The sequence below is a fragment of the Thermus sp. LT1-2-5 genome, from assembly GCF_040363165.1.
GTDB lineage: Bacteria > Deinococcota > Deinococci > Deinococcales > Thermaceae > Thermus.
In genome coordinates this window covers 34,910-48,453 of record NZ_BSRG01000001.1, presented here as the reverse complement: position 1 = coordinate 48,453, position 13,544 = coordinate 34,910, and the positions used below count along the sequence as shown (strand labels likewise).

Sequence of the window (13,544 nt, the reverse complement as noted above, 5' to 3'; positions counted from 1 at the left end):
TCCCTTTACTGCGTCTCGCGGACGCTTTTGAACGGCCGGTAAGGCCTGCCGTTCTCCTCGTAGAAACCGAACTTGGTGAAGAACTCCACCCAAATAAGACGGATGGGCTGGAGCATGTGCCCCAAGGTGGTGAGGAGGAGGATCAAGAGGTGCAACACCCCCGCCACCACGATGCCCAAAAGCGCCCCCACAAGGCCCATCCGCTCCGCCAGGGCAAAGCCCACATCGGTGAGGAGGCCCGCCAGGATGCCCCCCGCGGCCCCCACGGCGTAGATACGGATGTGGGAAAGGATGTGCCCCGCCTGGGTGAAGATCTCCGGGATCATGAGCCAGATGCGGCTCATGAGGACGGCCAAGAGGAAGACGCCAAAGCCCACGTACATGAGGCCCGTAAGCCACCCCGCCTGCAGGTTGCCCAGGTAGGAGGCGGCCAGGGCCAGAATGCCCACAAGCCCACCCAGATACCCCACCCCTTCCCAGAAGTGGGCCATGTGGCGGTGCTTGAAGCCCAGGTAGGCGCGGAGGATGAGCCCCCAGAAGACCATGAGCACGCCAAAGGCCACGGAGAGGAGGATGAGGAGATTGGCGGTCTTGGCGGTATCGATACGGGGGATGAGGATGGGGATGAGGCCGGGGTGCTCCGGGGTGCCGAAGACCCCCAGGTGCTCCAAGAAGGTGCCGAAGAACTCCCCGTAGACCACGCCCCAAAGGACGGTCCAGAAGACCATCCAGTTCAAGATGTAGACCAGCTTGCCGATCACCTGGGGCTTGAGCCGAAGGGCGAAGAGGTCGATGACCAAGGGCTCATTCCGCTTGACGAAGCCGGAAAGCCAGCGCCCAAGAAGGAGGAAGAGGAGGGCGTAGCCGATGTCCCCCACGATCATCCCGAACCAGAAGGGGAAGAAGATGGGGACCACGGGGGTGGGGTCAAGGGAGCCGTACTTGGGCGTGTTGAGGAAGCTCACCAAAAGCTCAAAGGGCTTTACCCAAGGGGGGTTGTCCAGGGTCACGGGAATGCGGTCCGCCTCATGGTGCTCGTCCACCGGTTCGAAGGCGTAGACCACACCCTCCTTGTGGCGGGCCAGGGCCTCCTCCACCTTGGGCTTGGCCTTCACGGGCACGTAGCCCAAGAGGGCGAAGCCAAAGCGACCCGAGGCCAACTCCTCCAGGGCCTTGAGCCGGGCTACCTCGTCCTTGGCCCGGGTCCAGAGGCTTTGCAGGGTGGAGGTGGCCTCCTTAGCCAGCTTGGCCAGGCTCTGGCGCACCTCGGAGAGCTCCCGGGGAGCCGCCTCCGCCCGCTCCTTGAGCCGCCTTGCCGCCTGGGAGAGGGGAAGCTCCCCCAAGGCCCCAGGAAGCCGCAGCTCCGCTACCCCTGCCCGGGACAAGGCCGCCTTGGCCGCCTCGAGGTCCCGGCGGTGCACCACCAAAAGGGCGGCGAGCCCCTTGGCGTAGGGCTCATGGGCCAGGAAGAAGCGGTCTTCCAAGGCCTTCTTCAAGGCCTCCTCCACCAAGGGAAGCTCCTTTTCCGTAAGGAGGAAGGGAACCACCCGGAAGAAGGGGCTTTGGTCCAGGCCCTGGGCCAAACCGGCGAGCCTTTCCAAGGGCTCCAGGTAGGCCTGGGCCAAGGAAAGCTCCTCCTCCAGCTCCTGTTTCTGCCGGGAAAGCCCCTCGGCGTGGCCCTGGATGGGGGCGAGGGCCTTCTCCGCCGCCTCGAGGCCCTCCGGGAAGGGGCGGGAAGGGGCCACCTCTTGGCCTAGGAGGGTGAGGGCGTGCTCGGCCCCCGCCGCCACCCCCTCCCAGCGCCTTAGCTCCTCCCGCTCCTCGGGGGAGAGCTTGTACTCGGCAAGCTCCGCCACCCGCAGGGTTTCCAGGTGCACCACCCCCGCCTGCTGCAGGCTATGGAGAAGCTCCTTGGCCCGGGCCTTAGGTCCGGCTAGGACCAGCTTCTCCATGGGGGCGATCACGGCAAGACCTCCTGGAGCACTAGGGCCACCGCCTCCGGCAGGCGGGCCAGACCCTTTTCCTTCACCGCCTGGGCCTCGGCCTCGGCCTGCTTGCGGTACTGGGCCAGGAGGGCTTCGGTTTCCCGGGCCTCCTTTTCCTTGAATTCCTGCTCCAGGGCCTTGGCCTTGGCCTCCGCCTCCTCCAAAAGGGCCTTGGCCTCGACCTCCGCCCGCTTAAGGAGGTCTTCCGCCTCCTTCTTGGCGGCCTCGAGGCGGGCAAGGAGCTCCCTCTCCTTCTCCGCTAGGGTCTTGATAAGTCCCAGGCCTCCCATCGCCCCTCCTTATGTGAAAACATGCGCAAAGTGCGCCCGCCGGTCATGATACCGGCCGCGGGGGCAAGCGTCAACCAACCCCGCCTAAGTATACTGAAGCGGTGAGGATTCTCGTCAACGAACGCGGGGCCGCCCGACTTCTCGCCCGTCACTTATGGGTCTTCCGCCGCGACGTGCTCGCTGGGCCCGACACGCCGGGCCTTTACCCCGTCTACTGGGGAAAGCGCTTCTTGGCCCTAGCCCTCTATAACCCGCAAAGCGACCTCACGGTGCGGGCCTACCGCTTCCGCCCGGCGGAAGACCCGGCGAAGGCCCTTTTGGACAACCTGGAAACCGCCCTGCGCCGCCGCCTGCCCCATCTGGAAAGGGAGCCTGAAGGCGGCTTCCGCCTGGCCCACGCCGAGGGGGACTTCCTCCCCGGGCTCGTGGTGGACTACTATGCCGGCCACGCCGTGCTTCAGGCCACGGCCCACGCCTGGGAAGGCCTCCTGCCCCAGGTGGCGGAAAGGCTTAGGCCCCTGGTCAAGAGCGTCCTGGCCAAAAACGACGCCAAGAGCCGGGAGCTAGAGGGCCTTCCCCTTTACGTCCGCCCCCTCCTGGGCCAGGTGCCCGAGCGGGTGATGGTGCGGGAAGGGCAGGTGCGCTACCTGGTGGACCTCCTGGAAGGGCAGAAGACCGGGGCCTACCTGGACCAGCGGGAAAACCGCATCCTCATGGAGCGCTTCCAGGGGGAACGGGCTTTGGACGTTTTCAGCTACGCCGGGGGCTTCAGCCTGCACCTGGCCTTGGGCTTCCAGGAGGTGATCAGCGTGGACAGCTCCGCGGAGGCCCTGAAGCGAGCCGAGGAAAACGCCCGCCTCAACGGCCTGAACCTCAAGACGGTGGAGGCCAACGCCTTTGACTACTTGAGAACCTTAGAAAAAGCGGGGGAGCGGTTTGACCTCATCGTCCTGGACCCCCCGGCCTTCGCCAAGGGCAAGAAGGACGTGGAACGGGCCTACCGGGCCTACAAGGAGGTGAACCTGAGGGCCATCAAGCTCCTGAAGGAGGGTGGGGTCTTGGCCACGGCAAGCTGCAGCCATCACCTCACCGAGCCCCTTTTTTACGAAATGCTCCGGGAGGCAGCCCAGGACGCTCACCGCACCCTAAGGGTCTTGGAAAAGCGGGGCCAGGGCTTTGACCACCCCGTCCTCCTCAACCACCCGGAGACCCATTACCTGAAGTTCGCTCTTTTAGAAGTACTCTAAGGTACTCCGCCAGGGGCTCGGGTTCGGGCAGGGGTAAGGGAAGCCTTTCCCCATCGGCCAAGAGGAGGAAAAGGGCCCTTCTTCCCCTTGCCAAAGGCCCAGCAGGCCAAAAGCCCACCTCCACGCCTTCCACCCGCTCCAAGGGCACGGCCCGAGCCAGGCCCAAGGGGGGCTTTAGGACGAGGCGCTCCGGGTAAAGGGAGGCCCGCCACCCCTGGCGAAGCCGCCACCAGGGGTAAAGGAAGAGCCACACCCACCCCGGGGCCTCCCCGAAAGCCCAGGCCCCGAGCAAAAGGCCCACCCCCCCGTAGAAGGCCAGGGGGGAAAGCCCGGCGAAGGCGGCTTCCCAAAGGGGCTTTTCCCCCACGGGCTAACCCTCCCCGTGAAGCCGGGCGTAGAGGGGGGAGAGGTCCTCCGGGCGGAAACGGGCCGTGTACCCCTTGGGGGGCACCGGCTCCTCGTAGAAGAAGGCGGGCAGGCGGTCGTCCTCGTGGGTAAAGCCCGCTTGGTGGTTGAAACGGTGCTCCAGACGCAAGACCCCTTCCCCAAGCACCTGCCAGAAATCCGGGCTCAAGCGGGTGCCCAAGGCGGCGTTGACGCTTTCCACGATAAAGGCCACCTGCTTGTTGGTGACGCTCCCCCCGAAGACGCAAAGCCCCAGGCTATCGTTGGCGGCGGCGTTCACCTGGGCCTGGTAGCTGGCCTCGAGGACCTCCTCGGGCTTCATGGCCCGGGTTTCCAGCCGGGGCGCATTCCCCGCGGTGTGGTCCGCCCCCTGGGCGGTGACCATCATGGTGATGCCCGTGGCCTCCACCACCCTGGGGTCGTAGGCACTGATGGCCTGGCGCTTGATCACCGGCACCCTTTGCACCCCCAAGGCCTCCCCCAGCCGGGCTGTGCCCTGGGCGAGAAGCCGCGCCTCCTCGCTCGGAGCGTAAAGGGCCTTAAGCTTAGCCTCCATGAAGGCGTAGTCCCCAAAGTCCGCCAGGCCCTTCTCCATGTAAAGGGCGAGGCTTGCTCCCGTTTCGATGGTGTCGATTCCCAGGTCGTTGGCCAGGCGGTTAAGCCGGGCGAGCTGATCCGGGTCGGAAAGGCCGCAGTTGGTGCCCAGGAGGCCGATGGTCTCGTACTCCAAGGGGGAAACCACCTCTTCCCCCTTCTCGTCCACGATGACGTTGGAGCACTGGATCACGCACCCCGGCATGCAGGCGTGGGTGTGCTTGCCCCCACGGGACCTATTCAGGGGGGCGATGTACTGCCCGCCCATGCGGAAGACCTCCGGAGGGGCCAGACGACCCTCGCGGAAGTTGCGCACGGGAAGCCCCCCAAAGGCGTTTTGGAAGTCCGCCATGCCCATGGTGCCGATGGCGTTGTAAAACTGCATGACTAAGGGGTCTTCCCGCAGGAGCTGGGCGTAACGGCGTACCCCTTCTAAGACCTTGGGCTTGTCAAACACCTCCACCTTCCCCGGCACCTCCACCACGATGGCCTTCACCCGCTTAGACCCCATCACCGCCCCCACGCCCCCCCGGGCGGCGAGGCGGGAAGGGCGGCCATCGATGTCAGAAAAGGCGATGCCGGAAAGGAGCCCCAGGTACTCCCCCACCGGCCCCAAAAGGGCAAAGGCGATCTTCCGCCCGTAAGCGGCGAAAAGCCGCCTCGCCGCCTCAAAGTTCCCAAGGCCCAAAAGCCCCTCCGCTGGGTCAAAGAAGACCTCCCCTTCCTTGGTGAGGCGCACCACCACCCACTCAGGGCTTTGGCCCTCCAGGACCAGGTGGGCCACCTTCATCTGCCCCAGGGCGTAGCCGAAGGTGCCGCCCCCGTTGGCCTCCTTGATGCCCAGGGTGAGGGGGCTACGGGTGCCCACGCTGGTGCGGTTGGCGTTGGAAAACCCCGTGCCCGCCAGGGGGCCGATGGCGAAGACCAGGGGGTTGTCCGAGGAAAGGGGGTCAACACGGTAAGCCTCCCGCTCCCAAAGAAGGTGGGCTGTGCGGTAGCGTCCGCCCCAGGCCACCTCTTCGGGTGGGATCTCTTCCCAATGGGCCCTTTTCACCGCCAAGTCAAGCCGTACAGACCGCCACATACTTGCCTCCGCCCCTAAGGGAAGTGTACAGGCAAAGCCTTTTTCCCCGCTCAAGCGCCCCCACGTTTCGGCGCCTTACACCCCCGGGCCCAAAAGCGGAGTAGGCTAAAGGGGTGGAGAAGGACCTCCTAGACCTCCTCGGCCAGCACCTGGTGTGGCGCATCGGGCGTGCGGAAGAGGAGGATGTGCTCATCGTGCGGGTGGGCCTGGCCTCGGCCACGCCCCGCTTCCGCGAGCTCCCCAGGCTCCTCAACGTCCCCGACGCCGAGGTTTCCCGCCTCCTCAAGGAAGGCCGGGTGCGGGTGGAATGGGTGGAAGGATGAAGGCCAGGCTCCGGCTTCGCTTAAACGGCGCCTTGTCCCCCGGGCTTCCCCTCGAGGTGGACCTCCAGGGGCCCGAACTCCGAGGGGTGTTGCGCCAGGAAAACCCCGTGCTGGGGGAACTTATCCTTCCCTTCGCCAGCCGGCTTGAAGGCGACCGCCTCCTGTCTCTTCCCCTAGCCCCTCCTTCCTTGCGGGTGGAGGGCCAGGCACGCCGGGCTCAGGAAGGGTGGGAACTGGAGCTAGAGCTTAGCCTAGTTCTGCCCGAGGGAAAAAGCTGGGGCGAACGGGCCTTCGCCAAAATTCTGGAAGCCCTATTCCACCGCTACTTGGAACGTGCCCTTTCCCCCCAAGCCCCCTCTCCGGTATAGTGCCTGCTAAAGGAGGTGCCTATGCTGGAGATCCGGTACCTGGGCCACTCGGCGGTCTGGCTTTCCGACGGCAAGACCAAGGTGGTCATTGACCCCTTCCTCACGGGAAACCCCATGGCGGCAGCCTCCGTGGCCGAGGTCCAAGCCGACCTCATTCTGGTTACCCACGCCCACGGGGACCACTTCGGGGACGCCGTGGCCCTTTCCAAGAAGGGCGGGGTGGTGGTTTCCACCTTCGAGATCGCCACCTACGCCGAGAAGCACGGGGCCAAGAGCGTTCCCATGAACATCGGGGGTACCTACCGCTTCGAAGGAGGCTGGCTCAAATGGACCCCCGCCTGGCACTCCTCCAGCTTCCCCGACGGCACCTATGGGGGCATGCCCATGGGGGTCATTCTGGAGCTCGGGGGCAAGCGCATCTACCACGCTGGCGACACCGCCCTCTTCTCGGACATGCGCCTCATCGGGGAGGCGGGCTTGGACCTCGCCTTTTTGCCCATTGGGGACCACTTCACCATGGGCCCAGAAGACGCCCTGAAGGCCCTGGACCTCCTCAAGCCCAAGAAGGTGGTACCCATCCACTACAACACCTTCCCCCCCATCCAGCAAGACGGGGAGGCTTTTGCCCAAAAGGCCAAAGAGCGGGGCGTGGAGGGGCATGCTCTGAAGCCGGGAGGGGTTTTGCTCCTTGAATAGCCTGAAGCGCAAGGACTTCCGCCTCGTGATGCTCCTGGGCCTTGGGCAGACGGCCCAGGTCTACCTGGCCGAAACCCCGGGTTTGGGGAAGGTGGCCCTGAAGCTCCCCAAGAAGGAGGTGCGCCAAAACCCCAAGCTGGCCGAGCGCTTCGCCCGGGAAGTGACCCTATCCCTCTCCCTCAAGCACCCCCACCTGGTGCGGGGCCTGGCGGGGGTGCCCTTGGGGGAGGAGGCCTTCTTGGCCCTGGAGTACCTGGAGGAGGGCACCTTAGAGGAACGCCTCCACCGGGTTCCCCTGCCCCGGGAAGAGGCGGTAAGGGCCCTTTTGGAGGTGGGGGAAGCCCTTTTGTACCTGCACGAGAAGGGCTTTTTGCACCAGGACGTGAAGCCCTCCAACGTCTTCCTCCAAAACGGCCACTACAAGCTGGGGGACCTGGGGACCCTGCGCCCCTTGGAAGACCCCAGCCCCGAGTACGCTGGAAGCCCGCACTACCTGGCCCCCGAGCTCTTCCTAGGCGCCCGGCCGAGCCCGAAGAGCGAGGCCTACGCCTTCGGGGTCATGGCCTACGAGCTCCTCACGGGCAAGCGCCCTTTCCGGGGAGAAAGCCTGGAAGAGCTCCGCCAAGCCCACCTCCTCCTTCCCCCGCCCCCCACGAGCCTGCCCCCGAGGCTGGATAGGGCCCTAAGGCGCCTCCTCGCCAAGCGCCCAGAGGAACGCCTGGACCTCCAGGGCTTTCTGGAGGTGCTCCGCCACCCCCAAGCTCCCCCCACGGAGCCCGAGGAGCCCAAGAAGCCCAAGCGCTTTCCCTTTTGGAGGAAGTGATGGAAGCGGTCTGGTACCCAAAAGAGGAAGCCCGAAGCACCCGGCTTTTCCGGTTCATGGAAGCCCTGGGCTTCCAGGACTACGAGGCCTTCTACCGCTACAGCGTGGAGGAGGCCGAGGGCTTTTACCGCGAGTTTTTCCGCCACCTGGGCGTCCCCTGGCGCAAGCCCTACACCAAGGTCATCGAAGGGGGCTTCCCCTTCCCCCGCTTCTTCGTAGGGGGGAGGCTCAACCTGGTGGAGGCGGCCCTGCGCCACCCGGAGGACCGCCTAGCCCTCCTCCAGGAGACAGAAAACGGCCATATCCGCACCCTCACCTACGGGGAGCTCAGGAGGGAGGTGGCCCGGGTGGCGGCGGGGCTAAAGGCGCTCGGGGTAGGCCGGGGGGAGCGGGTAGGGATCTGGATGCCCATGGGCCTCGAGGCCGCCACCCTCCTCCTGGCCACCGCCTGGCTCGGGGCCATCGCCATCCCCATCTTCTCCGGCTACGCCGCCGAGGCCGCCGCCATCCGCCTAAAGGACGCCGAGGCCAGGCTCCTCGCTGTCCAGGACGGCTTCCTCCGGCGGGGAAGGAGGGTGGAGCTCTTAGGAGAAGCCCGCAAGGCCCTGGCCCTTTCGGGCACGGAACGCCTTTTGGTGGTGCGGCGCCTCGGCCTTCCCCTGGAGGAAGGGGAGGTGGACTACGCCGCCCTGGGCGGCGCCCCATTTCCCCCGGAGGAGATGGAAAGCATGGACCCCTTCATGCTCATCTACACCTCGGGGACCACGGGGCGCCCCAAGGGCACGGTGCACTACCACGCCGGCTTTCCCCTCAAGGCCGCCTTGGACATGGCCCTCCTCTTCGACCTACGGGAGGAAGACCGCCTCTTCTGGTTCACCGACCTGGGCTGGATGATGGGGCCTTGGACCATTCTGGGCGGCCTCATCCTTGGGGGCACGGTCTTCCTCTACGACGGCGCCCCCGACCACCCCGGCCCCGAACGGCTTTGGCGGATGGTGGAAGCCCACCGCCTCACCCATCTGGGCCTCTCCCCTACCCTGGTGCGGGCCCTTATCCCCTTCGGGGAAGCCCCGGTGCGGGCCCATGACCTCTCCTCCCTCCGGGTCCTGGGCTCCACGGGGGAGCCCTGGAACCTGGAGCCCTACCTCTGGTTCTTCCGGGTGGTGGGGGAGGAGAAGCGCCCCATCGTCAACTACTCCGGGGGGACGGAGATCTCGGGGGGCATCCTGGGCAACGTCCTCCTAAAGCCCATCAAGCCCATGGGGTTCAACACCGCCGTGCCCGGCATAAAGGCGGCGGTCTTGGACGAGGCGGGCAGGCCCGTGCGGGGCCAGGTGGGGGAGCTCGCCGTCCTCGCCCCCTGGCCCGGGATGACCAAGGGCTTCTGGCGGGACGAGGCCCGCTACCTGGACACCTACTTCGCCAAGGTGCCCGGGGTGTGGGTCCACGGGGATTTCGCCATCCAAGACGAGGAGGGGCACTTCTTCATCCTGGGCCGTAGCGACGACACCCTCAAGGTGGCGGGCAAGCGGGTGGGCCCGGCGGAGGTGGAAACGGCGGCCCTGGCCCACCCTGCCTTGAAGGAGGCGGCCGCCATCGGGGTGCCACACCCGGTCAAGGGGGAAGCCATCGTGCTCTTCGCCGTCCTAAAGCCGGGGGTGGCGGCAAGCCCCGCCCTCGCCGAGGCGGTGGCGGAAAAGGTGGCCGAGGCCCTGGGCAAGCCCCTGCGTCCCGAGCGCGTCCTCTTCGTGCCCGACCTCCCCAAAACCCGCAACGCCAAGGTGATGCGCCGGGTGGTGCGGGCCGCCTACCTGGGCCAAGACCCCGGGGACCTCTCCGCCCTGGAAAACCCGGAGGCGGTGGAGGCCATTCGCCAGGCGGCCCAGGGCTAGCCCCGCAAGCGGCCCAGGACCTCCTTGAGGGGAAGGCCCAAAAGCCTTCCCACAAGGGCAAAGACCCCAAGCCCCGCCCCTCCCCCCACCAGAAGAGGCCCCAAGGCAGCCCAGGCGCTCTCCGCGGGCCACCAAACCTCAAGAAGTAGACCCGGCAAAGCGGCTCCAAGGCCCGCCCCATAGGCTCGGGCCAGATAGCCGGGCAAGAAGCGTAGCTCTAAACCCTCCTGGGCGAAGAGGCGGAGGTAAAGGAAAAACCCGAGCCACCCCGCCAAGGCGGTGGCCAGGTTGAGGACAAAAAGCCCCGCGTCCCGCAAGAGCCAATAGCCCAAGGTATTGGCGAGGAACACCAAGGCGCTCGCCCCCACCGCCTGCCGCACCCGCCCTAAGGCGTAAAGGCCCCGGAGCAAAAAGGTGTTCACCCCCCAGGGGAGCACCGCCAGGCCCATGGCGGAGAGGACCTGGGCGCTATAGGCCCGGTTCTCCGGGGTAAGGGGCCCGAAGAGGCCGAAGAGGAGCACCACCACATAGGGCGCCAACCCCAAGAAAAGCCCCCCCGCCAGGGCGAGGAGGAGAGAAAGGCGCTTGAGGGGGACCTCGAGGAAGCGGGCGAGCTCCACCCCCTTTAGAGCGCTCATCCGGGGAAAGTAGGCGATGGCTGGACTGGTGGCCAAAAGGCCCAAGGCCATCTGGAACACCACCTCGGCGTTGTAAAAGCCCGTTACCGCCGCCGGGGGGTAGCGGGTGAGGATGTTGGTGAGGACCAGGTTTAAGAACTGCCGCAAGGAGGTGGTGAAGGCAAAGGGCCCGATGCGGAGAAGCGCCGGGGAAAAGGCGGGGTGCCAGCGCCATTCCAGGCGGAGCCCCTTCAGGAAGGGAAGCTGAACCGCCGCCTGCAAAAGCCCCCCCAAGGACACGGAAAGGCCCAACAGGGTGGGGTCTCCGGGGAAGAGGGCCATGAGACCGATGGCCACCAGGTTGAAGGCGATGGGGCCTAAGGCGTAGGGCAAGAAGCGCTCCTCCGCCTGCAAGAGGGCGGAGAAGAGGGCGGCCATGGAGATGCCGAGGAGGAAGGGCAGGAGGAGCCGGGTGAGGTAGACCACCTGAGCAAAGGCCGCTTCCTGCCGCAGGTGGCTTCCCTCCGCCACCAAAAGCCCTACCACCCAAGGGGCGAGAAGGTAACCGAGGCCCAAAACGAGGAGGTTCACGCCCAAAAGGAAGGCGGCGAAGCGGCGGGCGAAGGTCCTGGCCTCGGCCTCGGGCAAGTTTTTGAGGATGGGGATCAGGGCGTTCTGCACCGCCCCTTCCGCCAAAAGCTCCCTGAGGAGGTTCGGCACCCGGTAGGCCACGTTGAAGGCGTCCTTGAGGGCGTCCGGGTAGAGGGCGTTGAAGACCGCCTGGCGCAGGAGGCCCAAGACCCTCGAGGCCAGGGTCCCCCCCATGACCAGGAGGACTTTACGCAGCATTGCCCTCCAGGACCTCCTGGAACACTTCCACGAAGTTGGCCTGGTTCACCACGGTGAGGCCATGCAGGGCGGAAAGCTCCTTGGCCCTCGCCTTGTCCATACCCAGCAGGACCAAAAAGCTTTCCCGGGCGGAAAGGCCCAGCACCTTCTTGAGCCCAGCGTATTTGGCGATGTGCGCCTGGAAGTCCCCGGTTTTGGCCTCGAACCAAAACACCCGCTCCCCCACCCGCACCAGGACGTCCAGCTCCATGGCGTCGCCGCCCGGCAGGATGACCTGGTAGCCCACCGCCACCTCGTGGGGTAGGTTCTTGGAGCGAAGGAGCTTGCGAAGCCGCTCGGCCACGTAGCGCTCTAGCCAACCCCCGGTGAGGAAATTCTGCACCCAGCCCTCGGTGCTGGCCTTAGCCCGTATCCGCCGCTCCTCGCTTTTGTAGTGGTAGCTGGTGAGGAGGGCGTACTGCTTGAGCATGGTGCAGAACTGGGTGGAGTTGGCGATCTCCTCCTGGCTTGCCTCCGCCAAGGAAAGCTCAAACTGGCGCTTGGTGGAGAGGCTTTGCTTCAAGCGCTCGTAAAGCTTTTCCAGACTGGGGTAGCGGTCACCCAGGAAGAGGGAGAGCCGGGTCAGGACCTTCTCCTTTTCCTCGTCTTCCTGGGGCTTTTTCACCACCTGGATGCCGAGCCCCTTGAGCCACTCCTCCACCGAGGCGATGCGTTTGGCCTTGGGCTCTTGGGGCTTGGGGGGCTCTTGCGGTTTAGGCGGTTCCTGCGGCTTGGCGGTCGCTTGCGGCTCGCGCAAAAGCCGCCACATCTCCCCCGCCAGGGCGAAGAAACGGGCCCGTACGGGGTCTACTTCCTCCTCCAAGCCGGGGGGCGTCAGCCCGGAACGCAAGGCCTGCAAAAGCCAATCTTCTAAGGCTTCTTTAAGGGCCTCCCGCGCGGCCTCGAGGTGGGAGGCCTCCACCTTCAGGCCGAGCTCCGGCAGCTCCGCCAAAAAGCGCCCCGGGCCCAGGAGGTCGTAGCGGGCCTGGGCCATGGTCCTTTCCAAAAAGCGGGTGAGTACGCCCACGGGCCTTAGCATAAAGGAAGGCCCCTAATCCGGGGCCAAAGGTGGTGCCGGGGACGGGACTCGAACCCGTACGGGGGTAACCCCCCAGCGGATTTTAAGTCCGCAGCGTCTACCGTTCCGCCACCCCGGCGGGCGAAGTCCATCCTACTCAAAAAGGGGCGTCGGCGCCAAGCCGCAAGGTGAGGTCAGCGCCCAACACCGCCTCCCCCGAGATGCGGTGGGGCACGCCCAGGGCTTCCCCCAGGGCCTTGGCCAAAAGGCCAGGGCCGTTTTCCAACACCTCGGTGCGCCCCGGCACCAGGTCCACGGGGTGGAGAAGGACCCTCAGGCCCAAGGCGTGGAGCCGCTCCCTGGCCCTTTCCGCCAGAGCCTCCTGCCCCGGGCCATAGACCAGGGCCACGAGCGTACCGCGCAAAGACGCCTCCGCCTCCACCTTCTCCCCGGCAAAGTAAAGGGCGAGAAGCCGCCGCATGGCCCCCTCGTCCACCTCCCACCCGCCCCCAAAGCGCCCGGGGAGAAGGAGGCTAACGAGCTCGGGCCGCTTCATGGCGAAGCCCAGGATGGCCCCCCGCTCCTGTCGGGTGAGGTCAGTGTTCACGTAAGGCTCCACCGCCGCCACCGCCCGGGGCAGGCGGAGGAGGCCTTTGGGGGATAGAAGCTCCTCTTTCAGGGCGTGAAAGAAGGCCTGCTGCCGCTGCACCCGGCCAATATCGCCCAGGGCGTCCTTGCGGAAGCGGAGGTACCCTTCCGCCTGGGCCCCGCTCAGCACCTGGCAGCCCGGCTCCAGGTCAATGGAAAGCCCGGCGGCGGTGTCCCGATAACGCATGGGCTTTTCCACGCACACCCTCACCCCTCCCAGGGCATCCACCCCCCGGCGCAGGGCCTCGGTGCTCACCACCAGGTAACGCTCGGGCCGCACCCCCGTGAGGCGCGCCACCGCCTCCTTCATGAGCTCCGGACCCCCCAAGGGGCTATAGGCGTTGATCTTGTGCCAGCCGTAGCCGGGCAGGTTCACCCAGGTGTCCCGGGGAATGGAAAGGACCACCACCCGGTTGGCCAAGGGGTCTAGCCGCACCAAAAGAACCGTGTCCGCCAGGCCCCGGAAGCGCTCGGGCGCCCGCTTGTGGTAGCCCGAATACTCGGGGCTCGAGCCGTAGACCAAAAGGGTGAGGGGCGCCTTCAGGCCCGCCGGGGAGGGCAAAGCCCCCTGGCGCGCCACCGGGCCCAAAAGGGGATAAACCCAGTAGAAAAGCGCCGCAAGAAGCCCTAGGAGGAGGGCAAGGAGGAAGCGCCGCACAAAGGCCT

General features: G+C 66.3%; 13 protein-coding genes and 1 tRNA gene. 6 read left to right on the top strand and 8 right to left on the bottom strand.

Features of this window, described 5'->3' with window-relative positions:
• Positions 1-5: 5 nt before the first annotated feature.
• Both ABXG85_RS00235 and ABXG85_RS00230 read right to left on the bottom strand, forming a co-directional pair.
• Positions 6-1,964, bottom strand: a complete 1,959-nt coding sequence (locus ABXG85_RS00235; RefSeq protein WP_353511733.1) for a V-type ATP synthase subunit I — start codon at positions 1,962-1,964, stop codon at positions 6-8.
• A complete protein-coding gene (locus tag ABXG85_RS00230; RefSeq protein WP_353511732.1) occupies positions 1,961-2,275 on the bottom strand; it encodes a V-type ATPase subunit subunit G family protein in 315 nt (104 codons plus the stop codon). The genes ABXG85_RS00235 and ABXG85_RS00230 overlap by 4 nt, the downstream gene beginning before the upstream one ends.
• A gap of 101 nt (positions 2,276-2,376) precedes the next feature.
• Between ABXG85_RS00230 and ABXG85_RS00225 the strand changes: the two genes are divergently transcribed.
• Positions 2,377-3,522 carry a 23S rRNA (cytosine(1962)-C(5))-methyltransferase gene (locus ABXG85_RS00225; RefSeq protein WP_353511731.1) on the top strand — a complete coding sequence of 382 codons (1,146 nt, stop codon included), beginning with the start codon at positions 2,377-2,379 and terminating at the stop codon, positions 3,520-3,522.
• Here the strand turns inward: ABXG85_RS00225 and ABXG85_RS00220 are convergent.
• Together ABXG85_RS00220 and ABXG85_RS00215 are read right to left on the bottom strand one after the other, a co-directional pair.
• The gene (locus ABXG85_RS00220) at positions 3,470-3,889 is read right to left on the bottom strand and encodes a hypothetical protein (RefSeq protein WP_353511730.1); all 420 of its coding nucleotides are present in this window, start codon (positions 3,887-3,889) and stop codon (positions 3,470-3,472) included. The genes ABXG85_RS00225 and ABXG85_RS00220 overlap by 53 nt on opposite strands.
• Before the next feature lie 3 nt (positions 3,890-3,892).
• Entirely contained in the window at positions 3,893-5,605 is a 1,713-nt protein-coding gene (locus tag ABXG85_RS00215) for an aldehyde ferredoxin oxidoreductase C-terminal domain-containing protein (protein ID WP_353511729.1), read from the bottom strand.
• Between the two features lie 113 nt (positions 5,606-5,718).
• Between ABXG85_RS00215 and ABXG85_RS00210 the strand changes: the two genes are divergently transcribed.
• Genes ABXG85_RS00210 through ABXG85_RS00190 form a run of 5 tightly spaced genes read left to right on the top strand, consistent with a single transcriptional unit; the run spans position 5,719 to position 9,707 of the window.
• On the top strand, positions 5,719-5,928 hold the full coding sequence (locus ABXG85_RS00210; RefSeq protein WP_039458978.1) for a DUF3248 domain-containing protein: 210 nt from the start codon (positions 5,719-5,721) through the stop codon (positions 5,926-5,928).
• Positions 5,925-6,296, top strand: a complete 372-nt coding sequence (locus tag ABXG85_RS00205; RefSeq protein WP_353511728.1) for a DUF3809 family protein — start codon at positions 5,925-5,927, stop codon at positions 6,294-6,296. Before ABXG85_RS00210 ends, ABXG85_RS00205 begins: the two co-directional genes overlap by 4 nt.
• A 21-nt stretch (positions 6,297-6,317) precedes the next feature.
• On the top strand, positions 6,318-6,992 hold the full coding sequence (locus ABXG85_RS00200; protein ID WP_353511727.1) for a metal-dependent hydrolase: 675 nt from the start codon (positions 6,318-6,320) through the stop codon (positions 6,990-6,992).
• Positions 6,985-7,815 carry a serine/threonine-protein kinase gene (locus ABXG85_RS00195; RefSeq protein ID WP_353511726.1) on the top strand — a complete coding sequence of 277 codons (831 nt, stop codon included), beginning with the start codon at positions 6,985-6,987 and terminating at the stop codon, positions 7,813-7,815. The genes ABXG85_RS00200 and ABXG85_RS00195 overlap by 8 nt, the downstream gene beginning before the upstream one ends.
• Positions 7,815-9,707, top strand: coding sequence for an AMP-binding protein (locus tag ABXG85_RS00190; protein WP_353511725.1), 1,893 nt, complete (start codon positions 7,815-7,817; stop codon positions 9,705-9,707). Before ABXG85_RS00195 ends, ABXG85_RS00190 begins: the two co-directional genes overlap by 1 nt.
• On the opposite strand, the gene murJ is transcribed toward ABXG85_RS00190, so the two are convergent.
• The 4 genes from murJ to ABXG85_RS00170 form a co-directional block, all read right to left on the bottom strand.
• Positions 9,704-11,173, bottom strand: a complete 1,470-nt coding sequence (gene murJ / locus ABXG85_RS00185) for a murein biosynthesis integral membrane protein MurJ (RefSeq protein WP_353511724.1) — start codon at positions 11,171-11,173, stop codon at positions 9,704-9,706. The genes ABXG85_RS00190 and murJ overlap by 4 nt on opposite strands.
• Positions 11,163-12,251: a hypothetical protein gene (locus ABXG85_RS00180; protein WP_353511723.1), complete on the bottom strand. Its 1,089-nt coding sequence runs from the start codon at positions 12,249-12,251 to the stop codon at positions 11,163-11,165. The genes murJ and ABXG85_RS00180 overlap by 11 nt, the downstream gene beginning before the upstream one ends.
• Before the next feature lie 30 nt (positions 12,252-12,281).
• A tRNA-Leu gene (locus tag ABXG85_RS00175) sits at positions 12,282-12,369 on the bottom strand.
• 18 nt (positions 12,370-12,387) lie between these two features.
• Complete coding sequence (locus ABXG85_RS00170) at positions 12,388-13,536, bottom strand: LCP family protein (protein ID WP_353511722.1); 1,149 nt, start codon at positions 13,534-13,536, stop codon at positions 12,388-12,390.
• Positions 13,537-13,544 lie beyond the last annotated feature (8 nt).

Coding starts and splice junctions, on each gene's coding strand:
- ABXG85_RS00230 (WP_353511732.1), bottom strand. CDS start 2,275: ATGGGAGGCCTGGGACTTATCAAGACCCTAGCGGAGAAGGAGAGGGAG.
- ABXG85_RS00215 (WP_353511729.1), bottom strand. CDS start 5,605: ATGTGGCGGTCTGTACGGCTTGACTTGGCGGTGAAAAGGGCCCATTGG.
- ABXG85_RS00205 (WP_353511728.1), top strand. CDS start 5,925: ATGAAGGCCAGGCTCCGGCTTCGCTTAAACGGCGCCTTGTCCCCCGGG.
- ABXG85_RS00200 (WP_353511727.1), top strand. CDS start 6,318: ATGCTGGAGATCCGGTACCTGGGCCACTCGGCGGTCTGGCTTTCCGAC.
- ABXG85_RS00190 (WP_353511725.1), top strand. CDS start 7,815: ATGGAAGCGGTCTGGTACCCAAAAGAGGAAGCCCGAAGCACCCGGCTT.
- murJ (WP_353511724.1), bottom strand. CDS start 11,173: ATGCTGCGTAAAGTCCTCCTGGTCATGGGGGGGACCCTGGCCTCGAGG.
- ABXG85_RS00180 (WP_353511723.1), bottom strand. CDS start 12,251: ATGCTAAGGCCCGTGGGCGTACTCACCCGCTTTTTGGAAAGGACCATG.